28 protein-coding genes are annotated in these 26,042 nt (G+C 68.8%); 17 read left to right on the top strand and 11 right to left on the bottom strand.

Annotation, left to right across the window (positions count from 1 at the left end):
* Positions 1 to 113: 113 nt before the first annotated feature.
* Positions 114 to 1,667 carry a multiheme c-type cytochrome gene (locus tag OZ403_RS29955; RefSeq protein WP_268782381.1) on the bottom strand — a complete coding sequence of 518 codons (1,554 nt, stop codon included), beginning with the start codon at positions 1,665 to 1,667 and terminating at the stop codon, positions 114 to 116.
* Positions 1,668 to 1,672: 5 nt separating this feature from the next.
* Positions 1,673 to 2,056, bottom strand: a complete 384-nt coding sequence (locus OZ403_RS29950) for a response regulator (RefSeq protein ID WP_002634498.1) — start codon at positions 2,054 to 2,056, stop codon at positions 1,673 to 1,675.
* 180 nt (positions 2,057 to 2,236) lie between these two features.
* Here OZ403_RS29950 and OZ403_RS29945 point away from each other — a divergent pair, with 180 nt between their 5' ends.
* The 8 genes from OZ403_RS29945 to OZ403_RS29910 all read left to right on the top strand — a co-directional run bounded on the left by OZ403_RS29945 (position 2,237) and on the right by OZ403_RS29910 (position 11,092).
* Complete coding sequence (locus OZ403_RS29945) at positions 2,237 to 3,886, top strand: mechanosensitive ion channel family protein (protein WP_140799659.1); 1,650 nt, start codon at positions 2,237 to 2,239, stop codon at positions 3,884 to 3,886.
* A gap of 121 nt (positions 3,887 to 4,007) precedes the next feature.
* Positions 4,008 to 4,574, top strand: a complete 567-nt coding sequence (locus OZ403_RS29940) for a hypothetical protein (protein WP_140794704.1) — start codon at positions 4,008 to 4,010, stop codon at positions 4,572 to 4,574.
* 15 nt (positions 4,575 to 4,589) lie between these two features.
* Complete coding sequence (locus OZ403_RS29935; protein ID WP_140794703.1) at positions 4,590 to 5,417, top strand: hypothetical protein; 828 nt, start codon at positions 4,590 to 4,592, stop codon at positions 5,415 to 5,417.
* 14 nt (positions 5,418 to 5,431) lie between these two features.
* The gene (gene lpoB, locus OZ403_RS29930) at positions 5,432 to 6,040 is read left to right on the top strand and encodes a penicillin-binding protein activator LpoB (RefSeq protein WP_090490447.1); all 609 of its coding nucleotides are present in this window, start codon (positions 5,432 to 5,434) and stop codon (positions 6,038 to 6,040) included.
* 15 nt (positions 6,041 to 6,055) lie between these two features.
* Positions 6,056 to 7,312, top strand: a complete 1,257-nt coding sequence (locus tag OZ403_RS29925) for a COG3014 family protein (protein WP_140794702.1) — start codon at positions 6,056 to 6,058, stop codon at positions 7,310 to 7,312.
* Positions 7,313 to 7,342: 30 nt separating this feature from the next.
* Positions 7,343 to 8,131 (top strand): ZIP family metal transporter, encoded by a 789-nt coding sequence (locus tag OZ403_RS29920; protein WP_140794701.1) that lies wholly within the window; start codon positions 7,343 to 7,345, stop codon positions 8,129 to 8,131.
* A gap of 9 nt (positions 8,132 to 8,140) precedes the next feature.
* The gene (locus OZ403_RS29915) at positions 8,141 to 9,025 is read left to right on the top strand and encodes a class I SAM-dependent methyltransferase (RefSeq protein ID WP_140794700.1); all 885 of its coding nucleotides are present in this window, start codon (positions 8,141 to 8,143) and stop codon (positions 9,023 to 9,025) included.
* A gap of 339 nt (positions 9,026 to 9,364) precedes the next feature.
* Positions 9,365 to 11,092: a sigma-54-dependent transcriptional regulator gene (locus tag OZ403_RS29910; protein ID WP_268782380.1), complete on the top strand. Its 1,728-nt coding sequence runs from the start codon at positions 9,365 to 9,367 to the stop codon at positions 11,090 to 11,092.
* A 20-nt stretch (positions 11,093 to 11,112) separates the two neighbouring features.
* On the opposite strand, the gene OZ403_RS29905 is transcribed toward OZ403_RS29910, so the two are convergent.
* The 5 genes from OZ403_RS29905 to OZ403_RS29885 form a co-directional block, all read right to left on the bottom strand.
* On the bottom strand, positions 11,113 to 11,916 hold the full coding sequence (locus tag OZ403_RS29905) for a biliverdin-producing heme oxygenase (protein ID WP_268782379.1): 804 nt from the start codon (positions 11,914 to 11,916) through the stop codon (positions 11,113 to 11,115).
* Entirely contained in the window at positions 11,913 to 12,167 is a 255-nt protein-coding gene (locus OZ403_RS29900; RefSeq protein WP_174258927.1) for a hypothetical protein, read from the bottom strand. Before OZ403_RS29900 ends, OZ403_RS29905 begins: the two co-directional genes overlap by 4 nt.
* Before the next feature lie 139 nt (positions 12,168 to 12,306).
* Positions 12,307 to 12,795, bottom strand: coding sequence for a GDYXXLXY domain-containing protein (locus tag OZ403_RS29895; protein ID WP_174260100.1), 489 nt, complete (start codon positions 12,793 to 12,795; stop codon positions 12,307 to 12,309).
* On the bottom strand, positions 12,795 to 13,892 hold the full coding sequence (locus OZ403_RS29890; RefSeq protein WP_140794696.1) for a DUF4401 domain-containing protein: 1,098 nt from the start codon (positions 13,890 to 13,892) through the stop codon (positions 12,795 to 12,797). Before OZ403_RS29890 ends, OZ403_RS29895 begins: the two co-directional genes overlap by 1 nt.
* A gap of 1 nt (position 13,893) precedes the next feature.
* A complete protein-coding gene (locus OZ403_RS29885) occupies positions 13,894 to 14,907 on the bottom strand; it encodes a DUF2157 domain-containing protein (RefSeq protein ID WP_140794695.1) in 1,014 nt (337 codons plus the stop codon).
* Positions 14,908 to 15,043: 136 nt separating this feature from the next.
* Between OZ403_RS29885 and OZ403_RS29880 the strand changes: the two genes are divergently transcribed.
* The 3 genes from OZ403_RS29880 to OZ403_RS29870 all read left to right on the top strand — a co-directional run bounded on the left by OZ403_RS29880 (position 15,044) and on the right by OZ403_RS29870 (position 18,034).
* The gene (locus tag OZ403_RS29880) at positions 15,044 to 15,736 is read left to right on the top strand and encodes a type IV pilin protein (RefSeq protein ID WP_268782378.1); all 693 of its coding nucleotides are present in this window, start codon (positions 15,044 to 15,046) and stop codon (positions 15,734 to 15,736) included.
* Positions 15,737 to 15,905: 169 nt separating this feature from the next.
* Positions 15,906 to 17,057, top strand: coding sequence for a hypothetical protein (locus OZ403_RS29875; RefSeq protein WP_268782377.1), 1,152 nt, complete (start codon positions 15,906 to 15,908; stop codon positions 17,055 to 17,057).
* Between the two features lie 293 nt (positions 17,058 to 17,350).
* Positions 17,351 to 18,034, top strand: coding sequence for a fimbrial protein (locus tag OZ403_RS29870; protein WP_268782376.1), 684 nt, complete (start codon positions 17,351 to 17,353; stop codon positions 18,032 to 18,034).
* Between the two features lie 17 nt (positions 18,035 to 18,051).
* Here OZ403_RS29870 and OZ403_RS29865 read toward each other — a convergent pair whose 3' ends face one another.
* On the bottom strand, positions 18,052 to 18,558 hold the full coding sequence (locus OZ403_RS29865; RefSeq protein WP_140794694.1) for an ureidoglycolate lyase: 507 nt from the start codon (positions 18,556 to 18,558) through the stop codon (positions 18,052 to 18,054).
* A 12-nt stretch (positions 18,559 to 18,570) separates the two neighbouring features.
* Positions 18,571 to 19,920: a sigma 54-interacting transcriptional regulator gene (locus OZ403_RS29860; RefSeq protein WP_140796649.1), complete on the bottom strand. Its 1,350-nt coding sequence runs from the start codon at positions 19,918 to 19,920 to the stop codon at positions 18,571 to 18,573.
* A 463-nt stretch (positions 19,921 to 20,383) separates the two neighbouring features.
* Between OZ403_RS29860 and OZ403_RS29855 the strand changes: the two genes are divergently transcribed.
* The 3 genes from OZ403_RS29855 (at position 20,384) to trxA (ending at position 21,891) form a co-directional block, all read left to right on the top strand.
* Positions 20,384 to 21,064 carry a hypothetical protein gene (locus OZ403_RS29855; protein ID WP_268782375.1) on the top strand — a complete coding sequence of 227 codons (681 nt, stop codon included), beginning with the start codon at positions 20,384 to 20,386 and terminating at the stop codon, positions 21,062 to 21,064.
* Positions 20,998 to 21,360 carry a hypothetical protein gene (locus tag OZ403_RS29850; RefSeq protein WP_140876883.1) on the top strand — a complete coding sequence of 121 codons (363 nt, stop codon included), beginning with the start codon at positions 20,998 to 21,000 and terminating at the stop codon, positions 21,358 to 21,360. The genes OZ403_RS29855 and OZ403_RS29850 overlap by 67 nt, the downstream gene beginning before the upstream one ends.
* A gap of 144 nt (positions 21,361 to 21,504) precedes the next feature.
* A complete protein-coding gene (gene trxA, locus OZ403_RS29845) occupies positions 21,505 to 21,891 on the top strand; it encodes a thioredoxin (RefSeq protein ID WP_268782374.1) in 387 nt (128 codons plus the stop codon).
* Positions 21,892 to 21,964: 73 nt separating this feature from the next.
* Here the strand turns inward: trxA and OZ403_RS29840 are convergent, their stop codons facing one another.
* Positions 21,965 to 22,312, bottom strand: coding sequence for a hypothetical protein (locus OZ403_RS29840; RefSeq protein ID WP_026113776.1), 348 nt, complete (start codon positions 22,310 to 22,312; stop codon positions 21,965 to 21,967).
* Positions 22,313 to 22,610: 298 nt separating this feature from the next.
* On the opposite strand from OZ403_RS29840, the gene OZ403_RS29835 reads away from it, so the two are divergent.
* Positions 22,611 to 23,021 (top strand): DUF1761 domain-containing protein, encoded by a 411-nt coding sequence (locus OZ403_RS29835; RefSeq protein ID WP_140799652.1) that lies wholly within the window; start codon positions 22,611 to 22,613, stop codon positions 23,019 to 23,021.
* Between the two features lie 12 nt (positions 23,022 to 23,033).
* Positions 23,034 to 23,723 (top strand): helix-turn-helix transcriptional regulator, encoded by a 690-nt coding sequence (locus tag OZ403_RS29830; RefSeq protein ID WP_140794689.1) that lies wholly within the window; start codon positions 23,034 to 23,036, stop codon positions 23,721 to 23,723.
* Between the two features lie 219 nt (positions 23,724 to 23,942).
* On the opposite strand, the gene OZ403_RS29825 is transcribed toward OZ403_RS29830, so the two are convergent.
* The gene (locus tag OZ403_RS29825) at positions 23,943 to 24,833 is read right to left on the bottom strand and encodes an alpha/beta fold hydrolase (protein ID WP_268782373.1); all 891 of its coding nucleotides are present in this window, start codon (positions 24,831 to 24,833) and stop codon (positions 23,943 to 23,945) included.
* Positions 24,834 to 25,028: 195 nt separating this feature from the next.
* Here OZ403_RS29825 and OZ403_RS29820 point away from each other — a divergent pair, with 195 nt between their 5' ends.
* Positions 25,029 to 26,018: an AAA family ATPase gene (locus OZ403_RS29820; RefSeq protein WP_140794687.1), complete on the top strand. Its 990-nt coding sequence runs from the start codon at positions 25,029 to 25,031 to the stop codon at positions 26,016 to 26,018.
* Positions 26,019 to 26,042 lie beyond the last annotated feature (24 nt).

The following is a 26,042-nucleotide window of genomic DNA, read 5'->3' as shown; positions in this document are numbered from 1 at the left end:
GGGGAGTATTCGCCCTTTTCCTTGACAGTCAAACAAGGAGTCGCTGCGTGCGCGTCTTGTTCGGACCTCCGGTAAGAGCAACCGCCCAGGCGAGGGCCCGGATTCCTGGATGACTAGGGCTTCCCGTGCCCCGGCCCCACGATGCGCGGCAGGTACGTCGCGAAATCGAAGTGAGGCGAGTTCTCCGGGTTGTGACAGGTGACGCACACGCTCTCGCCCGGCGAGGCGATGATGTTGTTGGTGCCAGGCGCATCCGCGTGCTCCGAGCCCGGACCGTGGCAGCTCTCGCAGCCCACGTCCTCGCGGCCCGCTACCTTGTCCAGCCGGCAAACGCCGCCGGGCTGCTCCCAGCCGGTGACGTGGCACCCCACGCAGTTGAGGTGGAACTGCTTGCCCACCTGTTCCAGCGTCTCCCAGGCGTGGTGGTGCTTGGACTTCTCCCAGACGGGGAAGGCGTCCTCGTGGCAGGTGCGGCAGGGCTCGTTGCCCACGAAGCCCGCGCGGCCCGGCGCCGGAGGCGGGCAGTCCTGTCCATGCGCCTTCGCCCAGGCGAGGTTCATCTTCCCCACGTCCGCGTCGTAGGCGGACACCAGCGCAACCGCCTCCGCGTCGGAGGGAAGGCTGGACTCCAGGGGCACGAAGCGCAGCGTGAAGGCGTTGACGCCGTCGGGGGTAACGGGCGGAGCGTCCAGCAGGGACTGCCGGCGCGCCACCAGTTCGTCGCGTTTGCCCTGCTTGAGCGCCTTGAGCTTCGGGTCCGTGCCGGGGAGGTTGATGTCCTTGTCCAGCAGCGCCGTGCGCTGCTCCAGGGCGGCGGCCTCACGCTCCAGGTCATCCTGACCCTTCTGCAACGCAAATGGGCCCGCCTGGGGCGCATAGGCCAGGTCCACGCGCAGCAGCGAGCGTCCCTTGCTCTGCAGCGCCACCACCGGCACCGCGGACCGCACCAGCCGGTTCTGCTCGCCGCTGAACTCGGTGGCGGTGCGGGTGGCCACCACCACGTCGGCCTTCAGGCTCGGCTGCTCCACCGCCTGCTGGGCCACGTCCAGCGTGACGTCCAGCAGGCCCACCACGAAGTCCGCTCCCTGCGCGCGGGCCTGGGCGCTGGCCTCCGCGAGCTGCGCGGCCGTGGTCGCCGCCACCACGCCCACCTTCCGTTCGCCCGCGGGCAGCAGCTTCACCGCGCCCGGCGCCAGCTCCGGCAGCCCCAGGCCCTTGCGGAAGTCCACGCCCTGCGTGTCGTCCAGCGGGCCGGTGGCGCGCACCGCCAGGCCCATGTGCCGCATGGCGTCCGCGAGCGCCTTGGCCTTGCGCTCCTCCTGGGGCACTTGTCCCGGCTTGAGCCGCTGCTCGCCGAAGAGGCTGTTGCCGCCATCCACATAGAGGACGGGCAGCGAGCCCTTGCGCGCCGACTGCACCTGCGCGGCGGCGCGGGCAATGCCGCCTCGCATGTTCTCACTACAGCCGCACGGGCCCAGGTAGCCACGCGTGTCGGCGGAGAGGAAGAGGATGGCGCCCGAGCCCTGGCTGGCTGCCGCGGCGGGCTTCGCGGCGGCGGTGGCCGATGATGACGAAGCGTCCGCTTCCGCGGGCTTGGGGGGCGGGTCCTTGCGTGCACAGCCAGCGAGCGACGCGGCCAGCAGGGCCGCGGCGAGGAAGGCACGCATGGGATTCACCAGAGGATGCTCTGCACCAGTTCGTCGATCTTCTCGCCCATGGCTTCCAGTCCATTCACCTTGGACAGGGAGCCGTCTGCCCCCACCTGTTCGGCCAGCTTGGACAGCTCGTCGTCCGGGAGGCTGGAGAAGAGGACGATGGGGATGTCCTGCGTGCCGTACTCGTTCTTCAGCGTGCGACAGATATCCGTGCCCTTGGCCTCGGGCATGTGGATGTCGGTGAGGATGAGGTCCGGGCGCCAGGTCTGCAGCGTCTTCTCGAACTCCATGAGCGTGGAGGTGGCGATGACCTCGTAGCCGCGCGCTTCGAGCACGGCCTTCTCCATCGCGAGCGTAATCTCGCTGTCATCAATCAGGAGGATTCTTCGCTTCTCGGACACGGCGACCTTCCTTCACTCCGTTCTATCCTACCCCCACGCGCCGCACCAACGCTTTCCCGTGCGCTCCCGGGGCCGGCGTTTCCCTGATTTCGGATGTCCACCGCCGCACGCTCGCCCGCTGGGTCTCCGGGGACGACTTCTTTCCAGTGAGACATCCGAAAAGGGATATGGAAGTCAGCCATGATGCACCGTGACAGTTGGACCCTGAGAGCACTCGTCCTGGGACTGGGGCTGCTGTGGAGCCTTCCTGCCGCCGCGCTCAACGCGGGCCTCAACCCGCCGCCCCCCTCGGTGGACCGGAAGACGCCGCAGGCCACCGTGCAGGGCTTTCTGTCCGCCGCGCACCGGGGGGACTACGCCCTGGCGGCGCACTACCTGGACCTGGACTACATCCCCCGCGCCCAGCAGGCGGAGCGGGGCTTCCAGCTGGCCCGCGCGCTCAAGTTCGTGCTGGACCGCAAGCTGCCCGTGGACGTGAGCTCGCTGAGCAAGGAGCAGGAGGGCGACCCGGCCGACGCGCGCTACGACCAGTTGGGCACCATTCCGTTGCAGGGGAACAACGTCCCCGTCCGCGTCCAGCGTGTCTCCTCTGCTGAGGGGGAGCAGGTCTGGGTCTTCAGCGAGTCCACGGTGCGGCAGGTGGACCCGCTCTTCGCGGAGTATGGCCCCCGGCTGGTGGGCCTCCTGCCGGCCTTCTTCTTCAGTGACACGGTGCTGGGACTGGAGCCCTGGCAGTGGCTGGGGCTGCTGGTGACGGTGCTGGGCAGCCTGGGCCTGGCGGTGCTGCTGGAGCGCCTGGTCCTGGCCTTCGCCCGCCGTGTGGCGCGGTGGACCCGGTTCACCTGGGAGGAGGATGTGGTCTCCTCGGGGAAGGGGCCGTTGAAGCTGCTCACCTTCTCCGCGCTGCTGGTGGTGGGCACGCTGCTCTTGCGGCTGCCGCGTCCGGCGCAGGGCTTGTTCATCCGGATCGGCTATTCGTTGAGCGTCGTGGCGCTGGCCTGGGCCGTGCTGCGCATCCTCCACGTCTCCGTCGCCTTCGTGCAGAGCCGCGTGTCGTCGGAGATGAAGGACGCGGCGCGGGCGCGCAGCGTGAGCACGCAGTTGGTGGTGCTCCGCGCCATCTTCGAGGTGGCCACCTACGTCATCGCCGCGGCGCTGCTGCTCATCCAGTTCGAGGTGGTGCGCAACGTCGGAGTGTCACTGCTGGCCTCCGCTGGTATCGCCGGCCTGGTGCTCGGCCTCGCGGCGCAGAAGTCCATTGGTACGCTGCTGGCCGGCATCCAGCTCTCCATCACCCAGCCCATCAGCATTGGCGACACCCTCATCACCGAGGGCGAGTGGGGCACGGTGGAGAAAATCACGCTCACCTACGTGGTGCTGCGGACATGGGACCAGCGCCGGCTGGTCATCCCCATCGTTCAGTTCCTGGACAAGCCCTTCCAGAACTGGAGCAAGGGGAACCCGGAGATGCTGGGGCCCGTCATCCTCCAGGTGGACTTCCAGACGGACATTGACGCGCTCCGCGCGGAGCTTCGCCGCATCCTGGAGAACGAGGGCAAGTCCATGTGGGACGGCCGCGTGGCGACGGTGGTCGTCCTGGACGTGCTGGACCGGACCCTCACGGTGCGTGCGCTGGTCAGCGTGTCGGACTTCAGCAAGCTCTTCGACCTGCGGGCCCTGGTGCGCGAGAAGCTGGTGGCCTTCCTGCGCGCCCACCCGCTGTGGTTGCCCGTCACCCGCACGGAGGCGCGTCCCTTCCCGCCGCCTGAGCTGGATCCGGTGCGGCTGTCCGCTTCCCCGGATTCGCCGCCCACGCCGCCTCGGGCGTGAAGGCTGGCTGCCCCCCAGGCGCAGTGAGCCCTTGCCTGGGGGCATGGGGTTTTGAATAGTCGGCGCGCCGCGCCGTCATAGCGCTGGAAATTCGCACCTACCGCCCGGGGGAGTCTTCGAGATGATGCGTCATGTCAGGTTGTGTGGGGCCCTTGCGATGGTGGCCGCCACCGTGCCGCTGACCGCCAGTGCCCAATCCCGAGGCCGCACGGACGGTCCAGAGGAGTCCGAGTACGGCAAGGGCGGCTACAGCGGCCCCGGCGGCCGGAGCGTGTCGCTCCAGCTCGACTGGGGCGCGGCCATCAACTCCCGCAAGCCGCCTCGGGGCGCGCCGGAAGGCCCGCCGCTGTTCGTGGGTGCCACGCTGTCGCTGTGGGGCGCGGACTGGTACCAGCTGGACGTGAGTGGTGCCTACGTGTTCGACGGGGGCCGCTTCGTCGGCATGGTGGGTCCGCGCTTCCGGACCTGGGGCTGGCCGCTGGTGTTCACCGCGGGCCTGAAGGCCGGTGCCATCGTCATCCCGGAGGGAGAGGGCCTGCGCTTCGGCATCTCGCCGCAGCTGGGTGCCGAAATCCTCCTGGGTGACCACGAGAACATCCTCATGGCCCTCAACTACACCCCGGACATCCCCATTGGCGGTGGCGGCGTCACGCACCGGCTGGGCATGTCCGTGGGCTACAAGTTCTAGCAAGGAGGCTTCGACATGATTGCCCAGCTGCTTGCCGCCACGCTGGCGTTGACCTCCAGCCAGGCGCCCGTCTCTGTTTCCGGCCGGGGAAGCCCACAGGTGAACCTGCCGTTTCCGGCCGGAGACGTGCAGACCTACAACATCATCCAGTGGGACCCCAACCAGCTCCCGCGCATCTACGAGCGCTCCGACCAGCTCCCCCTCACCGACGAGGAGCTGACGAAGCTGTCCCAGGCAGGCTTCGAGCCCGCGCAAATCGTGAAGATGATTGAGGAGCGCCGCTGCGCCTGCGACGCCAGCGCGGACGGCCTCATCCGGCTCAAGAAGGCCGGCGTGGACAAGGATGTGCTGGCCGCGGTGTCCCGGCACGGACTGGCGCCCAACCGCGGGTTGAACCTGCTGGTGACGCTGGACTTCACCGGGGAGAGCCGCACCGCGCGCGAGGCGTTCCTCTACTTCTTCGTGGACGACGGAGACATCACCCGCGTCTTCACCGCCAACATCCCGGAGCTGCTGCGCCGCCGCAACAGCCACGAGACGACGGTGGACCGCAGCGACATCCTCGTCGCGCGCACCGTGCGCCGTGTCCAGCTGGCGGGCGAGGTGCCGCTGCGCACCTACGGCAAGCACAACGTGCTGGTGGTCGCCAGCGCCAGCCCCACGCTCACGCATCCGTCCCAGCTCACCGCGCAGGAGCTGTCGCGGTCGCAGCGCTACACCTTCGACTATCCTCGTGCGTCGCTGCAGAACGTCTGCCGCCTGACGGCCGGGTACCGCCGCGACGCGGTGCTCGCCTACAAGTGGAACTTCGAAGGCAGCCGCTTCGAATGCGAATGGAACTAGGAGTGACCCGCACCATGAACACCCGCCGCCTGCTTCTGTCCGCCTGCCTCGCCGCTTCGCTGTCCGCCTGCACGGGCCCGCGCGCCTTCACGCGTGGCACGTACGAGGACCCGAACACCATCGAGATGCTGTCGGACCGCTTCAACGAGAACGACCTGCAGCTCATCGCGAAGAAGATGGCGGAGTCGCTCGCCACCTCGCCGCGCTTCTCCCAGCCCCGGCCGGATGGCTCGCTGCCCATCGTCCTGGTGGGCAAGCTGAAGAACAGCACCTCCGAGCACATCGACATGCGCTCGCTGGGCGACAAGATCCAGACGGCGCTGGCGCAGACGGGCCGCTTCGCCCTGGTGGACCAGCAGGCTCGCCAGGACATCGCCGAGGAGTACGAGTACCAGCAGTCCGGCTACGTCGACCCGAACACCGCCAAGGGCCCGGGTCAGCAGACGTCGGTGGACTTCCTGATGACGGGCGACCTCGCCTCCATCATCCAGGAGGTCGGCCGTGACAAGCTCGTCTATTACAAGATGACCGCGAAGCTCAGCAACGTGCGGACCGGCCTCATCGAGTGGACGGACGAGAAGCAGATCCGCAAGAAGTTCGAGAAGCGCGGCGTGAGCTGGTAACGGGCGCACCCTTCCATGTCCATCCACTCCCGCAGCCCGGTCCGCCTGAGCGGGTGGGGCGCGCTCGCGCTCGCGAGCGTGCTCCTCCTGTCGTCGGGCTGTGCGGGTGACTATGTGGCGCGCACCCGGGGCGTGCGGTCCGCGTACCAACAGGGGGACTATTCGCGCGCGCTGTCCTCCCTGGAAGCCGCGACGAAGGAGGGGCCCGCGCAGGACCGCCTGCTGGTGCTCATGGACAAGGGCATGGTGTTGCACGCCGCCGGGCAGTGGGCGGAGAGCAACGCCGTGCTCGAGGAGGCGGAGCGGCTCAGCGAGCAGATCGACAGTGTCTCCGTCAGCGAGGAGGCGAAGACGCTCGTCACCAACGAGCGTCAGCGCACCTACCGTGGGGAGGACTTCGAGAAGCTGATGATTTCCGTCCTCCAGGCGCTCAACTACGCGGAACTGGGCGACGACGAAGCCGCCATGGTGGAGGTCCGCCAGGTCAACGAGCGCCTGGAGAAGATGATCGCCGAGGAGAAGAAGCCCTACGAGCAGCTCGCGATTGCCCGCTACCTGGGCGGCGTCATCCGGGAGGACCAGCGGGACTGGGACTCGGCCTACATCGACTACGCGAAGGCCTATGAAATCGCGCCCCGCAAGGACGCGCTGGCCGAGCCCCTGCTGCGGCTGGCGAAGAAGGTGGGCCGCGACGACATGTACGCGGAGCTGCTGGCGAAGTACCCGGACGTCCCGCACGCGCCGCTGGCGCCGGACGAAGGGCAGCTCGTCGTCGTGGTGGAGGCGGGCCTGTCTCCCGAGAAGCAGCGCGGCTCCAGGGACCCGGGCGGCGGTGGCGACCTGATTGAAGTCCCCACCTACCGGAACCGGGGGCTCGCGCCGCCCGTGACTGTCGCCCTGGAGGGCCAGTCCCAGCAGGCGGTGACGGTGACGTCCCTGGCGGACGTGGCCGTGGTCCACCTGAATGACCGGATTGGACGCATGCTGGCGAAGCAGCTCGCGGGCGTGGCCGTGAAGGCGGGCGTGGCGGCGGGCGTGGGCGCGCTGACGAAGAGCGATGAACTGGGCGTGCTGACCTTCCTCGTCCTCAACGCGATGAATGCGCCAGACCTGCGCTCCTGGCTCTCCCTGCCCGCGGAGTTCCAGGTGGCGCGCTTCCGCGTGCCCGCGGGAAGTCACACCGTGCGTGTGACGAGCTGGGGGCAGGTGACGGAGCATCCGGTGGAGGTGAAACCGGGCCGGGTGGGGTTGTTGGTGCTCCGGCGCTACTGATTTGGTTTTTTGATGTAGGGTGCGCGCCCCATGTCGCCGGTCCTGGCCACGGTGGCCCTGTATTCCCTCATCATCGTCCTCGGCGCGCTGGCTGGCGCCGTGGTCGTCGTCTTGAACGACCGGCCCACCCATCTGGTGCGCTTCCTGGCTTTCGCCGCGGGCGTGATGCTGGGCGCCGCCTTCTTCCACATGCTGCCGGAGGCGTATCTGGGTGGCGGATGGTGGGCCTTCGCCCTGGTGCCCGCGGGCTTCGCCTTCCTGCTGGTGCTGGAGCGCTACCTCGTCGCGCACGCGGGCGAGGACATCTCCCACGGAGACACCATGGCGGGCACCGGGCACTCGGTGCATCCGGGCCACGTGCTGGGGCTCACCGCCTTCCTGGGGCTGTCCACGCACACGTTGTTCGACGGGATTGCCCTGGGTTCGGCGGTGGAGGAGGGCGTGGGGGGCATGGCGCTGCTGGCCATCGTCGCGCACAAGGTGCCCTCCGCGCTGTCGCTGGCCTCCATCCTCAAGACGGAGGGGCGCTCGAAGACCTCCATCCTGTCGCTGTCCACGCTGTACGGGATGATGGTGCCGGCCGGCGCGCTGCTCTACTTCCTCTTCGACGCGATGCTGCAGTTCGAAAGCCTCGCGGCCAAGGCCCTGGCTTTCTCCGCGGGCACGTTCCTCTACATCGCCGTGTCGGACCTGCTGCCGCACGTGCACCGGCACGGCAAGGACCAGCCGGGCCGCAACGTGCTGGCGCTCTTCGCGGGCCTGCTGCTGATGTTCCTGCTCGCGCGGCTGATGGGGCACCCCGAGCACCCCGGCCACTGAGCGCCCTTCATGGAAAAACGCACCGACTGGTACGAACACCCGCAGTACTACGAAGCCATCTTCGGCACGGACACCGTGCGCGAGGTGGACTTCCTCCAGACGCTCAGCGAGCGCTTCGGCACGGGCGGAAAGCTGTGGCTCGAGCCCGCCTGCGGCGCGGGGCGGCTCGTGGAGGAGGCCTCGAGCCGGGGCCTGCGGGTGGTGGGCTATGACATCTCCGAGGCAATGCTGGCCCATGCGCGGAAGCGCCTGACGCCGGCGCAGCGGCGGCGCGTGAAGCTGGGGCCGTCACGCATGGAGTCCTTCGCCGACCCGTCGCTGGAGGGGCAGGTGGACCTGGCGCACTGCCTGGTGTCGACCTTCCGCTACCTGGACAGTGAGGCCGCGGCGCGCCAGCACCTGCTGGGGACGCGGCGGCTCTTGAAGCCGGGCGGCATCTACGTGCTCGGCTTCCACCTCACGGACTACGCGCGCGCCCGGCCCGAACACGAGCGCTGGGTGGGGCAGGTGGGGGAGGACCGCGTCGTCTGCAACACGAACGAGGGCCTTCCGGAGCAGCGGGCGCGGCGCTCGCCCATGCGCAACCGCCTGCGCGTCACCGGGCCGGACAAGGACTGGCTCATCGAAACCCAGTGGCACTTCCGCACGTACAGCAATGCCCAGGCGGCGAAGCTGTTCCGCGACGCGGGCATGCGGGTGCTGGCCGGGTACACCTTCGACTACGACATCAACGCACCTGTGGAGCGGGGAAGCCTCCGGTTGGATCGCGTCTTCGTCCTCCAGCCGGACCCCGAGTCTCAGCCCGTGGACCCTGCCGGGCCCAAGCGTGCGTCCACGCGGAAAGCGCCCAAGAGGGCCTCGACGCCCCAAAAATCGCCCAAGGTTTCACGATGAGGGCGTTTTGAGAGGGCGGAAGAGATACTCGTGGTGAATTTCAGGTGGCCTGCGTTCTGATGGGACGCAGGCGCGTCCTGCTGGAACGCAAGTCAGGCCCCTCCGTGGTGGCCGCGTTCACCCATCCCCCTGGAATCACACGAATGTCGCGTCTGGCACGGGACGCGCATGACGTTCTGCCGTGGCGCTTCGGGAGACCGGGCTGCCCCGCAGTATCGGAGTTTCGGGAACGCGGAAGGAGGGGCCGCTCCTTCCGCGTTCTTCATCTCCGCTACACTCCGTCCCCCTGATGTGGTTCCTGACGGAGCCTGTCGGAGGGCACTGGACGGAGGCGAGTGGATGCAGCAAGACGAGATGGCACAACTCCTCACGGATTTGCGGGGAGCCAGGGACTTCGAGGCCGCGGCTGCCGCAACACTCCGGAGGCTGCAGGCTGTCGCCCAGGAGGCCGTTGCGTCCAGTCGGTACGCAGCCCGGGGCCGGGTGTTGCGAGGCATCGTCCACCTCCGCCCGGGAGAGGCCTACCGCAGTCTGGCCGCGCTAGAGGTAGGGGCAGCGGAGATTGCGGATGCCAGTGTAGGCACGCCCTTCTTCACGTCCGCCACGGCGTGGCGCGCGGTGGTGGAGCACCGGTGCGCGGTGTCCATCGACGTGAATGTCGGCACGGTGCAGCCCCATGCGCCCAACGCCCCCGTGACGGGGGACCCGAGCCTGGCGGGCTTCAACAGCCATGAGAGCCGGCAGCGCTTCCTGGGACGTCACGCGACGCACGTCTGCGTGCTGCCGCTGCGCACGCCAGGCGGCGACATCGAGGGCATGATTTCGTTGGAGGCGGACTGCCTGGCTGCGATGGGGCAGGACTTCGTCTGGCTGGACGCGGGGGACCGGCTCCAACTGCTGGCGGACGTGGCGGCGCCGTACCTGACCCGGCTGCCGCAGCGGCCCGTGGCCCGGCCGGAGGTGGATGAATTCCTGCCGGTGGTGGGGCGCTCCATGGCGGAGCTGCTGCCCATCCTCCGCGTCTTCGCGCTTCAGGATGAGACCATCCTCATCAGCGGCGCCACCGGCGCGGGCAAGTCGCGGCTGGCGCGCTGGTGCCACGAGCGCTCCAACCGCCGGGGCAAACCCTTCGAGACGCTGGACCTGGTGACGGTGCCCGAGGACCTCCAGATGGCGGAGCTCTTCGGCTGGAAGAAGGGCGCCTTCACCGGCGCGGTGCGAGATGCCCCCGGCAGCGTGGCTCGCGCGGAGGGCGGCACGCTGTTCATCGACGAAATCGACAAGCTGTCGCTCAAGGCCCAGGCGGGGTTGCTGCACCTGCTGGAGTCGCGCAGCTACCGGCCGCTGGGCGAGGGCACCGGTGAGCGGCAGGCGGACGTGCGCTTCATCATCGGCACCAACGCGGACCTGCACGCGGAGGTTCGTGCCGGCCGCTTCCGCGAGGACCTCTACTACCGCGTCAACGTGCTGCCGGTGCGCATGCCGGCCCTGCAGGAGCGCCAGGACGAAATCCCCCTGTGGGCGCAGTACATGGTGAACCGCCGGCACCGCGAGCGCTCGCCGGACGGCCACGCCCGGCTGATGAAGGAGGCGGAGCGGCTGCTGGTGGGAAGCCCCTGGCCGGGAAACCTGCGGCAGCTCGACAACATCGTCCGCCGCGCCTACACGCTGGCCATGGTGGAGCACGCGGGCGCCACGGGCGAGCTGGTGCTGCACGAGAAGCACGTCGCGCGGGCGCTCGACTATGAGCAGGCCCCCGGCGCCCGGCCGCTGCCGGAGGCGCTGCGCGCGGCCGCCCAGGCCTTCGTCGCGGAGGCGCGCCGCCGCAATGCCCCGTTGGATTTGGACCTGGCAGATGCCTTCCGCGGCATGGTGCTGGGGCTGGCCATCCGCCAGGTGGGGCGGGACGAGGGCTTCAAGCTGCTGGGCCGTGAGAGCTTGGTGAAGAACCGCAACCACCACAAGGCGCTCAAGCGCGAGCTGGAGAAGGTGGACTCGCTCTACAAGGCGCTGGGCGAGGAGAACTCGCCCTTCTCCGATTTGCTGTCGGAGGTTGACGCCGTCTGAGCCGCCGCGGCGCCCGGGAACTACCGGGCGTCGGCGTGGGGGCCCGCGGCGATGCCCGTGGCGCCCCGGGCCAGCTCGTCACACACGAGCGCGTGGAGCCGGAAGGCCATGCGCGCTTCCTGCACCACCTCGCGCGCCTCGTCCTCGTCCAGCTCCAGCCCGTCGATGCGCGAGTGGAAGCGGACGCGGAAGGCCGCCAGCCCGGCCTCGGGCACCGTGCCGTAGAAGGTGGTGCCCTGGCCTTCCGCCAGCTCGAAGGCGTCCGTGATTCGCCGCGCCCGGCGGTGCCCGCTGAAGACGTCCAGCACGCAGCGCGCGTAGGCGTGCGCCACCAGCAGGTGAGGGGCGTCCTCGGCCACCTCCCGGATGCGCTCGGCGTGCAACCGCGTCTCCACGCAGGCGAAGGTGTCCGTCCGGGACTCGCCGCAGAAGTACGTCAGGTCCGCTTCCAGCCCGGAGGCCAGCCGCAGCTCGGGCAGCAGCAGCGCGGTGGTGAGCGTGGTGCCCATGACGTGGGGCAGCGCCGCTTCGAACGCCGTGTAGAGCGTGTGGAGCTGCCGCAGGTGGCTCACGTAGTGCTGCGCCCGGACGTACTGGCCGTAGATGCCGCCCTCCCACGCGTCGAAGAAGAGGGACTGGATGAACAGCGAGCGCTCCGCCTGCTCGGCCAGCTTCGCCGTGCCTTCCGCCAGCAACACGGACAGGGGCGCCGGGGGGGTGGACTGGGGCTGCTGCGGGGACGCAGGGGGCTGGGGCTCCACCCACCGCTTCACACGCGCGGACACATCCGTCCGCGGCAGCCGCCGTGTGCCGGTGGCGCTCACTGCTTCCACCCGCCGCCGGCCAGCGCGCTCATCGCCAGGGGCCCGGCGTCCTCGTTCGACAGGGACTCCAGCGGTGTCCCCAGTTGCTGGAGCGCCTCCGCCAGCGTCATCCCGATGGCGCGGAGGACTTCCTCCTCCACGCGAATCGTCACCGGCCCCATGGCCAGGTGGATGTGCCCGCACGAGCACTGCGTCACTTCAGCGCATGGACCTCGCGCCAGTACCGTCTTGCCGCATCCCTGACCGGGCATCGTCGCCATCCCTGATTTTGATTTTGAGTATCGAAATCAAATTGATGATGCGCCAAAGGCCGGCGGAGAGCAAGCCCCGGCCTTTTCTCGACCTGCAGCGGGTGTGGGGAGGTAGACCGGCGTCCGACAGAGGAGGGCGTCAGCGGCCCAGGGGCTGGCGCTGCGCGTCCCGCAGACCCACCAGCACGCTGGAGCCGCTGTCCGCCACGCGCAACTCGCCGTAGCGGGCGCCCTCGTAGCGGTCGGCGTGGCCTTCCTGGAAGAAGAAGGCCTCCGCGCCCAGGCGGTAGCGGCCTTTGCGCAGACGGTACCGGAGCTTGAGTTCGTCGGGCGCCAGCGGCGTGTCGGGCGTGTCGAAGCGCACGAAGGTGCCCACGCCATTCGCGTCCAGCCGCAGCACCATGTTCCCGTCGGTCGCGGTGGTGGCGGGGTTCGCGTCCCGCTCGCGGCTGATGGCGTAGTCCAGCACCATGTAGTCGCCCTGAATCAGCGAGCGCGGGTCGACGGGGGCCAGCTCCAGCAGCACCGGCGTGCCCGAGCGCAGCACATGCTCCTTCTGGACGACGAGCCCCGTGGGGACGAGCAGCGCGAAGGCCAGCCCGCCGAAGATGACCGCCGTGCGCGACATCACCGCACCTCCGTCGCCGGGGCGGGGAAGCGCCGCAGCAGGAACGAACGCAGGCCCAGGAACACCAGGCCACTGCCCATCAACGCCAGCGCCTTGGCCAGCAACGTGAGGCCCAGGTCGTAGTAGTACCAACTGCCCGACGCGAGCAGGTACGCCACCGCCAGCCCCAGCAGCACGCTGCTGCGCCGGTGGAAGCCGAGCACCAGCATGCCCACGGCGGTGATGACCGCCGGAGTATGGGGCGTGAGCACGGCCACCAGCGTCAGCGCCGCGAACACCGCCGCGCCCGCCACGCCGGTGGGCTCCAGCGCCAGCTCACGCAGCACCCGCCACGCCGTGTACAGCGTCAGCGCCGTGAGTCCCAACGTCAGCACGGCATCCGGGAGCGCGGAGACGGTGTCGAACAAGTGTCGGGCCACGTCCTTCATGCCGCGCGCCAGCAGCACGCCGGGGATGGCGCACGCGAGCGCGAAGGCCACCGGCCCCACCAGTTCGCCCGTGGCTCCCCGTCGCAGCCGGGCCTGCTCCAGGAAGAGGAAGTACATCAGCGCGGCGCAGCCCAGAATCAGCAGGTCCAGTGCGAAGCCGCCCACCACGTGCCAGGCGAGGAATCCGGCCGCGCCCACCACCCCCAACGTGCTCAGGAAGCGGAGGATGGCGTCCGGGTAGGCGATGAGCAGCACGCAGCTGATGACCAGCGCCACCACCGCGCCGACGTTCTCGCTTTCCGTTTCGATGCCGAAGCTGGCGGAGGCCATGGCGGCGCCGGCCAGGCACAGGGCCAGCGTGAGCTGCTCCACGAAGACGCCGCGCAACGTGCGACGCAGCATCGTCGCGCCCGTGCACAGGCCCAGGCCCACCACGCCCATCACCACCTGCTCCTCCCAAAGGCCCGCGCAGGCGAAGAAGCTCAGCACGAAGATGGCGGACAGCCAGGCGCCGACGCCGGCGAAGGCCTTCACGAACCAGGGCACGGCCACGGACTGGCGCTGATGGGCCTCCAGGGCCACACGGGCGCGGTCCACGGCGTCGGGATCGAGCTGGCCTTCGGCCTGGAGCGAGTTCAGCACGTCCTGCAACGAGGGACGCAGGGCCATGTCAGGACTCCTCCGTGGCGCCGGTGACACGGGCTTCATGCCGGAGCCACCACACCGCGAGCGCCACCTGGGCGATGACGAAGAGCGGCAGCAGGAAGAGTCCCAGGACCTCCACGTCCTGGTAGGAATCGAAGACGATGCTGACGGCGCCGGAGGTCAGGAGCGTCATCACGCTCACCGCGCCGAGCGTGAGCATGAACAGCTCGCCCTTCAGGTGCCGGTGCAGGGCGTACTCGGCCGCGAGCGAGGCCAGGACCAGGAGGAGCGCCACCACGGCGCCGGTGGGGGCTCGCGACGGGTGCATGATGAGTGGCACCGAGGCGACGAGCACCGGGGCCACCGCCATCACCGCCAGCACCCGGGGCACCCAGCGCGCCTGGAGCCAGGACACGCGCAGGTTGGCGAAGTGCTCGTAGGTAGCCCAGGTGAAGCCGTTGAGCCCGCCCAGCACCACCGCCAGCCAGTACGTCTGGTCCATCTCCGTATCCAGCACCTGGTCCCAGAAGAGGATGATGCCGGTGTTGACCAGCACCAGCGTGAGCAGCCCCAGGGGCGCGAAACGGGACACCGCCACCCAGGGAAGGATGAGCACGGCCCAACCGATGAACAGCTCATACGGGTCCGCGCCCGTCTGATACGCCTGTCCGTACACGGCCAGCAGCGCGCCTACGAGCACGGAGGCCGCGAAAAGTGACAGCTGGCCTCCCAGCGTCGCGCCTTGCCTCCAGGCGCCCACCGTCGCGCCGGTGATGGCCGCCGCGATGAGGCCCAGCTTCGCGAAGCGGTGCATGTCCGCCCAGTTGTACGCGAAGAAGTAGATGACGCCCGCGAGCACCAGCAGCACGCCCAGGCCCATCAGCGTGGTGGACAGGAAGCGCCGCCAGTCCTGCCGCGGCGGGGTGGCCACGGACAGGTGCAGCGCGCGCTCCAGGGTGGTCGGCGTCAGGACGCCAGCGTCCGCGAGTGCCCGGAGTCGTTCAGGCGTCGCGTCAAGGTCGAGCAAGGGTTTCAGCACGGGCGCAGTCTAGCGGTCCGGCCGGGTGGCGCGTCCATCCGCATGCCTGCCGCGCCTGTCCGAAGGTCGGCCCGTGGGTCATGCTAGGCTGCCCGCCCTCGTGTGTGGCTCGCACGTGTGCCAAGGGGCCCTGTCCATGGCGGCAAACCTGGAGTGCCCGAAGTGCGGCAGCGAGCTCGACGTGACGGGGCGGGGCCCGGGCGCCATCGTCCGCTGTGGCTGCGGGAACCTGTCGTCCGTCCCGAAGCGCTCCTATTGGGGGAGCCCACGCGGCGTGGTGCTGGCCCTGGGACTGTTCTTTCTCTGCCCCTGTGTGGGCGTCCTGGCCGCCATCGCCATCCCCAACTACAACAAGCTTCCGGTGCGCTCCAAGCAGCAGGAGTGCAAGACGAACCTCCGCGGCCTCTTCAGCGCCCAGCGCAGCCACAACGCCGAGCACGGCACCTTCGAGCCGCGCATCCTGAAGGCGGGCTTCATCCCCGAGCGTGGCAACCGCTACGCGTACTTCACGGGCACGGGGCCGTTGGTGGCGCGCGACGCGGAGGAGGACGAGGTCCCGGCGGACGCCGGTGGTATTGGCGTGGACCGCTCTCGGGACGCGAGCCGCCGGGCCATCACCCTGGCGGACCTCCCCGCGTGGGTGTCCCGGCAGGTGGGCGTCTTTGGGACGTGCCCGGATTGCTACGTCACCATGGCCTGTGCGGGGAACATCGACATCGATGACACGGTGGATGTCTGGCTCATCTCCACGGGGACGCTCAAGGATGAGTCCGGCGAGGCCGTTCCTCCCGGCACCCCGACGAATGTCGTGAACGACGTCGACGGTTGACGAACCCGGTCCGCCGGGAGCTGTCGCTTCGCCCGGCGAAATCGCCGTGGGCGGACGACCCGGAAATCCCGCGCTTTTCGTATCTGACTCTGAGAGCGACGGATGGACGGGCCTGAGTCCCGTTCCGCCTCGCTCGCCAATCCACAGAAAGGTTTCAACCGTGCGCTCGATGATGAAGCGTCTCTCCCTGGGTGTGTGCATTTCCACGTCGATGGCGTTGCTGGGATGCGGCGGCGAGATGATGGACGCCGACGCCATGGCGGACATGGCGCTGCCCGAGGAGGCCGTGGGCACCACCGCGTCCTCGCTGGAGACGGCCAGTGACTTCCGCTTTCGCACCGCCAACCGCTACGCGGGCATTCACGGCTACGCGGCGGGCTTCGGCAACTTCCACGAGGCCAACTACGGCGCGGGCGTGGTGCGTGGCACCATGCTGCTCAAGCCGGGCACCGTGGCGCACTACCGCGCGGTGCCCCGCTCCTCGCTGGGCAACACGGCGCTGAGCAACATCCCGGAGTTGTTCCGCCGCGCGCAGGACTACGGCAACGCGCACGGGTTGGGCATCGCGCTGCCCGCGTTCGAGCAGGGCCTCAACGGCTCTGTTGTGGAGTACGGCATCAACTTCCTCCACCCCAGCGTCGTCGAGTTCCGCGACGTCCCGGGCTGGGCCATTGGCTACCCGAACGTGAATGACGCTGGGGCGATGATGCGCGCCGCCAACGACTACGCCTCCGCGAACGGCTTCGCCGCGGGCCTGCCCACCTTCCACTCCACCACGTACAGCGGCACGCAGGTGTACGGCATGCACCTCATCCACGCGGGCTACGCCGACACGCGGGACGTGCTCGCGGACGTGCTGGCGATGCAGGACCGCTTCAGCTCTGACACCGCCACCGTCACGGTCGCCAACTGGGCCCGGACGCTGCGGCGCCACGAGGCCGCGCAGGACGCCATCCAGACCTGCACCCACCTGACCAACCTGGAGAAGTCCGCGCTGCGCAATGCCTACCGCAAGTCCATCCACCACTCGGGTACGAACGAGGCCGGCATCAACGCGCGGGCGGAATTGGGTGGAGATGATGTCTGGATCAACTTCGGCGTGCTCTTCCCGCAGGGGGACACGGAGATTGCCCAGACGCTCATCCACGAGATGATGCACATCGCCGGTTACTCGCATCCGGACCGCCGCGACGGCATCGACACGCCGTATGACGGTGGCCAGTACTACAACTCCGCGCCGCTGCGCGCCGAGTTGTGCATCGCGGGCTTCCAGAGCATCCACTCGACGCGCGAGTCCAGCCGCGAGCAGCAGACGCGCTGAGCGGTGACGGGCTCGGCCGTTGGGGCCGAACTGGGGCGTGAACAGGGGGCTCCGCGCAGTCCAGGCGGAGCCGTCCTCCCTGGCGAGCATCCGCAGGTCCGCGAAGGCATCCGGCGCGGTGAGGGGACCGCGCATGCGCTGTTCGCATCGAATGGGGCACAAGGGATACTCGCTGCTATTGATGAAAAAGTTGTGATTGATGACTCGTTGGCGAGATGGGGGTGATAGGGTTCCGCGCCTTCCGCGCCTTCCGCGCATTGGGGTGCGGACATTCACAGGGGGATTCTTCTTCGATGGCAGATATCAAGTGTCCGGCATGCGGCACGAAGCTCGACGTGACGGGGCTCAAGTCGGGTTCAACCATCCAGTGCTCATGCGGAAACACGGCTTCCGTGCCGCGCTCCAGCCGGAAGAAGGTCTACCTCATCGTGGCGGGTGTCTTCGCCTTGCTGCTCATCCCGTGCTTCTTCGTCAGCCTTGGCGCCATCAGCGGCTTCCAGGGCTCCAAGCACCGGGCGAAGCAGGCCATGTGCAAGTTGCAGTTGAGGCAGTGGTACATCGCCCAGATGACTCACTACGCCGAGCACGACGCCTATGAGCCTGTCTTCGCGAAGTTGAACCATGACATTCCGCGGGGCAATCACTTCGCCTTCCTGGCGGGTGTCGAGCCGGCGGATGCTCGCGACGCGGCTGGGGCCGCCGCGGTGGAGGACGCCGTCGCCGTGGGTGTGGACGTGGCGACGAACCCGGAATTGAAGGCCATCAAGGTCGGCGACCTGCCGGTGCTCGTGGCCAAGCAGGTCGGCCTTTCGGGAGAGTGCCCTGAGTGTGCCATCACGGCCGCCTGTGTCGCCAATCTCGACCGGGATGGCGACCTGGACGTGTGGCTCATCTCCTCGAAGGAACTCACCGGGCCGGATGGGCAGCCCGTGGAGCCTGGTGAGCCCCTCCACTTCATGAACGACCTGAAGGACTGACGCGCGCGCAGCGCCGTTCAGTCGCTGGTGACGAGCAAGGGCGTGGTGAGGGGGCGCTCCTCGCAGTCCAGGGCGGAGCCGTCCTCCCAGGCCAGCATCAGCAGGTCCGCGGGGCCATCCAGTGCGATGATGGGGTGGTGCCACTGGCCGGGGCGGTAGTTCACGCCCTGGCCCGGGCCGCACACGAAGGCTTGCAGCCGGTCCAGGTCCGGCTCGCCTCGGGTGTCGTCCGGACAGACGACCACCAGGAAGCGCTGGCACGCGAGCGCCACGAACATCTGCGTGGAGCAGGGGTGGCGCTCCAGCAGGCGCACCTCGAAGGGCAGGGACTTCGCCACGGAGCGGAACACCGCCAGATTGGGCTCTGCCTGGGGACGCGTGCCCGTCAGGTGGGCCACCTTGTCATACCGCGTGGCCGTGCCCTGGTTGGCGCTGTTGCCGCCCGCGAGCTCCAGCCCGATGACGTCGCCGAATGGCGCGAAGGCCTCTTGGGTGAGCGGTCGTGCGCGGATGGTCGGTCGCATGGCGTGTCTTCCTCAATCCCGTGAGTCGTCGTCGTCCACGAGCATCATTCCGTGCTTCGTGAGCAGCTTGCGCAGGTACACCCGGGCGATGCCCGCCTCGCGGGCCGCGCGGGAGATGTTCCGGTCGCAGCGCGCGATGAGGCCCTGAAGGTAGTCCCGCTCGAAGACCTCGATGAGTCGCTCCTTGGCCTCCTTGAAGGGCAGCTCCGCATCGAGCGCGCCCTGCGGCATCCGGGTCGAACCAGAGGGGGCTTCCATGGGCGGCAGGGTGTCCTCGCCCAGATGGATGGCCTGCTCCACCACGTTGCGCAGCTCGCGCACGTTGCCGGGCCAGGGGTATTGGGCCAGCAGCGCGCGCGTCTGTTCGGACAGTGCGCTGGGCGGGCGGCGCAGCCGCTCCAGCATGGCGTCGATGAGCAGCGGCAGGTCCTCCACCCGCTCCCGCAGCGGCGGCGGGACGACCTTGAGCACCGCCAGCCGGTGATAGAGGTCCTTGCGGAACCGGCCCTGCTGCACGGCCTGCTCCAGGTCGACGTGCGTGGCCGCGACGACGCGCATGTCCACCGTGCGGTAGTCGTTGGCGCCCACGCGCTTCACCTGCCGGCGCTCCAGCACGCGCAGGAGCCGGGGTTGCAGCTCCAGCGGCAGCTCGCCGACCTCATCCAGGAAGACGGTGCCTCCCTGGGCACGCTCGAAGGCCCCGGCGCGCTCTCCGTGGGCCCCCGTGAAGGCGCCCTTCACGTGCCCGAAGAGCTCCGACTCCATCAAGGAGGGTGGAATCCCGGCGATGTCCACGATGATGAAGGGGCCGCTGGTCCGGGTGCTCTCGTGATGGATCGCTTCGGCGCACAGCTCCTTGCCGGTCCCCGTCTCGCCCTGGACGAGCACGTCTCCGCCGCCCGCGGCCACCCGCTCCAGGACGGTGAACAACTCGCGCATCTTCACGCTCGCGCCCACGAGCGCGCCGAAACTCCGCCGAGAGGACAGCGGTAGAGGCCGCTCCCGCGAATCCTCCGGCACCACCTTGAGGACGACTGTGCCCAGCGTCAGCGACGCCCCGGGCCGTACCTCCAACTCGGTGAAGCGCACCCCTTCATGGAAGGAGCCGTTGCGCGAGCCCAGGTCCGTGGCCACCACCCGTTCATCCGTCACCTCCAACTGGAGGTGCTGCCGGGACACGACGCGGTCCGTCAAGACGATGTCGCTCGTCGAGGACGTGCCGAGCCGGACCACCCCTGGGCGCAGCACGTGGCTCCGTCCCGCCTGTTCCCCGGAGAGCACCAGCAGCTTCAGCCGCAAGGGGCCGCGCCGCGCCACCGGGACGGGCGCCGTCTGGACCAGCGCGTCCACCTCCGTGTCCATGTCACCTGGGTCCGCCACGGCGGGCAGGCTACCACCGCGCCCACGCGGGGGAGGGGGGTGACAACTGTTGTTGCCACCTGACAACCGCGGTTACCAGGCCCGCCGGAGCGCCTTTCCGGGCGTCCTCCTCTTGAGCGTGCGCCTCGCCCCGGCTCCGGAGGCGCTGGAGGGCCCTGGCACACCCACTGCAGTGGCCTGGAGCCGCTTCGAGAACGACACCACCGAGCCGCCCACCCGCGATGTCTTGCCTTGAATGGCCAGACGCTTCGCGGGTGGGCTTGTTTGTCTTTGCTTTGTGTTCGTTTCCCTCGGAAGCGCGCGAAAACAAATAAAAACACCGCACGAAACACCGTGCGTATCCGACAGAGAATGTTCATGTAGTCAGCGCGCGGGGCTTTCGGCTGAAACGGCCACCTGCCCCCAATCCAAACCATCGTAGCAATCGCTATCAGGAGTCACGACCATGAGCCTGTCCATCGCGAAGTCCATCCAGTGCAGCGGCTTCTCCAGCAACACCCGCGGCTGCGGCCCCACGGACCGCTACCAGGCGGCCTATCAGTCGATGGACCCGTCCAAGGCGGCGCAGACGGTGCTCAAGCACTTCGACGCCATCGAGGGCGTGGGCATGAATGCCAGCGGCAAGGGCGCCGGGGACAACAACATCGGGACGTCGGAACTCAAGCGCGTGGCGGACCCGAACAGCGGCTTCCCGCCCGAGGTCCGCGCCGCCGCGAAATGGGTGCTCGACCACCCCATCGCCCTGCGCTCGCTGGACCAGGGCGCCAGCAAGGCCCATGGCGGCAACAATGAGGTGCACCTGAGCAAGGCGGACCTCCAGGCGCGCGCGGGCAATGCGTCGGACTCCGGGGCTCCGCAGCGGCCTGGCTTCCCGCAGCGTCCGTCGCTGTTCGGCTCCGGGTTCGGAGGGGGCTTCGGCGGCGGCTTCGGCGGCGGACTCGGTGGCCGGGCGGCCTGCCCAACCCCCACCGTCCCAACCTGCCGCCGCGGCTGGACCTGTGTGGCCCTTCGTTCGGCCCTCCGTCCCGCCCGCCCTTCGGCGCGGGCCGCCAGGAGCCCATGGACGTCTACAAGGCGGCCCAGACGCTCAAGGACCACTTCCACTTCGCCGAGGGCGTGGGCATGAACGCCAGCGGCAAGGGCGCTGGGGACAACAACATCGGCATGTCGGAGCTCAAGCGCGTGGCGGACCCGAGCAGCGGCGCGCCGAAGGAGCTCCGTGAGGCGGCGCAGTTCCTCATCAACCACCCCACGGCGCTGCGTTCGGTGGACCAGGGCGCCAGCAAGTCCAAGTCCAGCAAGGAGGTCCACATCAGTCTCCAGGATTTGGAGTCCTTCACGGCGAAGGCCCCCCGCCGCGAGACGCAGTCCAACCGCCTGGACCTGGCGCAGTTCATGGGCCGGGCGAGCGTCTGGGGCTGAGCCCGCCCGCTGTCCCGGCGGCCCACCCGTCATGGGCCGCCGCCGCGCTGAGCTGAAGGTGACTGGGAGTCGGGCCCTGGGGGGAGCCTGGCTGGCCTCATCCTGACACTGGCGCCTCCGGGGGGGAGGGCCCAGTGTCAGGGCATGGCAACCACCGACATCACCAAAGCCAACTTCAAGGAAATCGTCTCGAAGGAGGGAATCGTCCTCCTCGACTGGTGGGCCGAATGGTGCGCGCCGTGTCGCACCTTCGCACCTGTTTTCGAACAGGCGAGCACGAAGAATCCGGACCTCGTCTTCGGCAAGCTCGACACCGACGCAGAGGCGGAACTCGCGGGGGCTTTCGCCATCCGCTCCATCCCCACGCTGATGGTCTTCCGTGACGGCATCATGTTGTTCGAACAGGCGGGAGCGCTGCCGGCCAACGCGCTGGATGACCTCATCCGCCAGGTGCGCGCGCTCGACATGAATGAGGTGCGCAAGCAGCTGGTGGACCGGCAGGCACAGCAGGGCGCGCCGTCCCAGGCTTGAGACGGCACGCCTCCGTCCAGCGTGAAGACGGGCGGGGCCTCCCGGGGGAGAGGTCTCCCGTCACGTCTTCGTTTCAGCTCAGGACCTGCACCTTGCCGTGGTCGTCGCAGTGGCCGTCGTGCGGGTGATGCAGGTGGCCGTCCACGAGATAGTCCATATGGTCCCCGTGCGGCGCGGCCGCGTGGCCACACGAGGGACCGTGGCGGTGCGTGGCTTCATGGGCACCACAGGCATGCTGCGGCGTGCATTGCGCGGGATTGCGCGCGTCTTCGGCGAGCGTGCATTCGTCCGTGTGGTCCGAGTGCGGGTGGTGCAGGTGCCCGTCGTGTAGATAGTCCACGTGGTCCTGGTGCTGGATGGCGGGATGGCCACAGCCCTTGGCGTGGACGTGGTCATGGCGCTCGTGCGTCTTGTGATTCATGGCAGCCTCCCTGGCGGTGGTGTCCGTGGGTGACACGGTGGGACGGTTGCCATCCAGGAAGGCCAGGACAAGCGCCGCCAGGACGAGCTCCGACCGCCGGACCAGCCCGTGTCACCCGAACGCCGTCGGGCGCCTGCCTGCCGGGCGCCCGCCAGGCGGCCGTTCGTGAATCACGTTCCTTGGTGGGCCAGTACGTGGTGACCGACGGCGGCGTGAAGCAAGCGATTCTCTGCTGCCACCACGGTGGCAACAGGGTGGCAGTACTTCATGCGTCTCACCTCAGTCGGGGACGCACACGATGTTCACTCTTTCGATCAATTGGTTCGCGGTTCTTCTCTCGGCCGTGGCGCTACAGATGCTCGGCGCGGCGTGGTTCATGGGGGTCATCCCGAAGCCGTATGCGCTGGCGCTCGGGCGCACCGACCTCATGGGCCGTAAGCCGGAGCCGATTTTCATCGCAGGTCCCCTGCTCTGCGGACTCGTGGTGACGGTGGCGAACGCGATTCTGCTGCGAACGTTTCACATCGACGCGATGTCGAATGCGCTCGTGTTTGGAGCCATCAGCGGAGTCGGCTATCTCGTCGCCACGGTGTTCAACGTGGCCATCAACCCGAACATCCCGCGGCCGGTTCTGTACGGTGTCATCAACGCTCCCTACTTCCTGCTCAGCAACCTCGTGAGCTGCGCTATTCTTACCGCGATGGCATAGCGCAGAGGACGCATGCGACGCGCTGACCGGCTGTTCGAGATTCTGCAGGTACTGCGGCGGGCAAAGGGGCCGATGACGGCCAGCGCGATCGCCGAGCAACTCGAGACGAGTCAGCGCACGGTGTACCGGGACCTCGCGGCGTTGATGGCGCGTCGCGTGCCGATTCGAGGAGAAGCGGGTGTCGGCTACGTGCTCGAGCGCGGCTTCGACCTGCCGCCGTTGATGCTGACGCCGAGCGAAATCGAGGCAGTGGTGCTCGGCGCACAGTGGGTGGCGGCCAACGCAGACAGGACGTTGTCGGCAGCAGCGGGAGATGTGTTGGCGAAGGTCGCCGCCATCGTACCGAAGCACCTGCGCGAGCTGGTCGACGACCCGGTGGTGGGCACTCCGCCGGCGAAGCAGAGGCATCCGGACGGAACCGTCGACCTGAGCCGACTGCGTGAGTGGTCGCGGAAGCAATTGAAGCTCCACATTCACTACGCCGATGCGGAAGGCACGACGAGCAAGCGCACGGTGTGGCCGATTCTCGTAGGCTACGTGACCGGCGTTCGCGTGTTGATCGCATGGTGTGAGCTGCGTCGGGACTTTCGGATCTTCAGGACGGAGCGATTGCTCAGCGTGGATTTCCTCGACGCGCTCTACCCCGAGCGCCGTTCTACATTGCGCCGGCGCTGGGAAGCCCAGCTGCGTCACACGAAGTAGAAGGGGGGCACATCAGGACTCGAGGCCAAGGAAAAGGCCGGGCGACCTTGCGGCTGCTGGGCTTCTCCGCCGGCCTCTGCCGTAGTTCCAGGCAGTTAGCGGCCCGGACTCCAGCTGAGGCTACATCCTCGAAGGGAGTCCTGGACGCTGGTGCCGGTCGCCACCATCGCGAGCGGGCAGCCTGTCATAGGCAGCCGTTCGAGAATCACAATCCTTGGTCTAGCCCTCCTGGGGCGCGGCGAGGAACGCCTTCAATTCGGGGAGCACGCGCTCCGGATGTTCCTGGTGGGGGCTGTGGCCTGCGTCCAGGCGCAGGAGCCGGGCCTGGGGAAGGCGCTGTGCCGCCTGCTCGGCGATGGAGACGGGCAGGGTGTCCTCGTGTTCGCCCCAGACGAGCAGCACCGGCGCCGTTACGGCGCCGAGCTTTTCCGCGCGATGAAAGACAGGGCCGACCACGGGCACGAGCCGGTTGAAGGCCCGCGTGGCGTCAAGGCTGGCGCCCGGGCGGGTGAGCAGCTCGTACTCCAGGGCGCCCAGCCGCTCACCCAGCGGCGTCGGGGGCGGCGGCATCATCTGGGCCCAGGCCCACGGCCCCAGCGAGCGCGCCAGCCGTTCGGGACCGGCGCGGAAGAAGAGGCGGGCTTTTCGCGCCATCTCCGGGCCCAGGCCCATGGCATCCACCAGGGCCAGCCGCTCCACCGGTACCCGGCCGCGCAGCGCGAGCTCCAGCGCCACGAGCCCGCCCAGCGAGTGGCCCACCACGGCCACCGGGCCCGGGGCGAGCTGGGACAGCAGCGCCTCGATGGGGGCGGTGAAGAAGGCCGCCGCGTCCTCGCCGGTGGCCAGCGGGCCTTCGGGGGCGGACGACATGCCGAAGCCCGGCAGGTCCACCGCCAGCACGCGGTGTCCCCGGGCGAGGACCGTCAGGTAGGTGAACCACTGGGAGGCCGCGCCGCCGCGTCCGTGGAGCAGCACCACCGTGGGGCCGGCGCCCGCCTCCAGGACCCGGAGGGCCCCGCCGCCCGGCAACCAGTGAACCGTCGCGACCACCGCCGGGGCCAGCTGGGCCAGCAGCGCGGCTTCCACCGGCCCCACCGAGGGGGCCTTCATGCCGGCTTCCTCGACACCGCCGTCCGTCGGGAGTGGAACAGGGGTTGGCGTGGCGGCTGTGAGTGGTACATGGGGAGGACACTCCAGGAGGGGCGGACGGACGGGCAACATACTGGAATGCGCGGCCCTCAGCGGTGTTGAGCCGGATACCCTGTAAACCCTAGGCTGCCCGCCGCCAGTCCGACACGAGGCGACATGAACACCGACATTCGCGCGCTCACCGAACGCGTGCAGCAGGAAAGCAGCTTCGTCGAGGTCCTCAACCAGGAAACCGGCAAGGTCATCGTCGGGCAGCGCTACATGCTGGAGCGCATCCTCATTGGCCTGCTGTGCAACGGACACGTGCTGCTGGAGGGCGTGCCCGGCCTCGCCAAGACGCTCACGGTGCGCACCGTGGCGGATTCGCTCAGCGCCACCTTCATGCGCATCCAGTTCACCCCGGACCTGCTGCCCGCGGACGTGGTGGGCACGATGATCTACAACCAGCAGGCGGCGAACTTCACCGTCCGCAAGGGTCCCATCTTCGCCAACATCGTGCTCGCGGACGAAATCAACCGCGCCCCGGCGAAGGTGCAGTCCGCACTCCTGGAGGCCATGGCCGAGCGCCAGGTCACCATCGGCGACCAGTCCTTCCCGTTGCCCTCGCCCTTCCTGGTGCTGGCGACGCAGAACCCCATCGAGCAGGAAGGCACCTACCCGCTGCCCGAGGCGCAGGTGGACCGCTTCATGCTCAAGGTGAAGGTGGGCTACCCGACGCGCGATGAAGAGAAGGTCATCATGGACCGGATGTCCGGCGGCTCGTCGCCGCGCGCCCAGCGGGTCATCGACCTGCAGCACCTGGTCCGTGCGCGCGAGCTCGTCCACCACATCTACATGGACGAGAAGGTGAAGGAGTACATCCTCAACGTGGTGTTCGCCACGCGTGAGCCCAGCAAGTACGGCCTCAAGGATTTGGCGGACTACATCCAGTTCGGCGCCTCGCCGCGCGCCACCATCGCGCTGGCCCAGGCGGCGCGCGCGCACGCCTTCCTGCGCCACCGCGGCTTCGTCACCCCCGAAGACGTGAAGGCCATTGCCTTCGACGTGCTCCGCCACCGCGTCGCCATGACGTACGAGGCGGAGGCCGAGGACCTCACGCCGGAGAAGATCATCCAGCGCGTGTTCGACCGCGTCGAAGTCCCCTGACCCTTCCTCCTCGAGCCCGCCAGG

Origin of the sequence: Myxococcus sp. NMCA1 (genome assembly GCF_026810205.1) — a bacterium.
Taxonomy (GTDB): Bacteria; Myxococcota; Myxococcia; order Myxococcales; family Myxococcaceae; genus Myxococcus; species Myxococcus xanthus_A.
The sequence above is the reverse complement of the archived record's forward strand: the minus strand, read 5'-3'. Positions and strand labels throughout refer to the sequence as shown.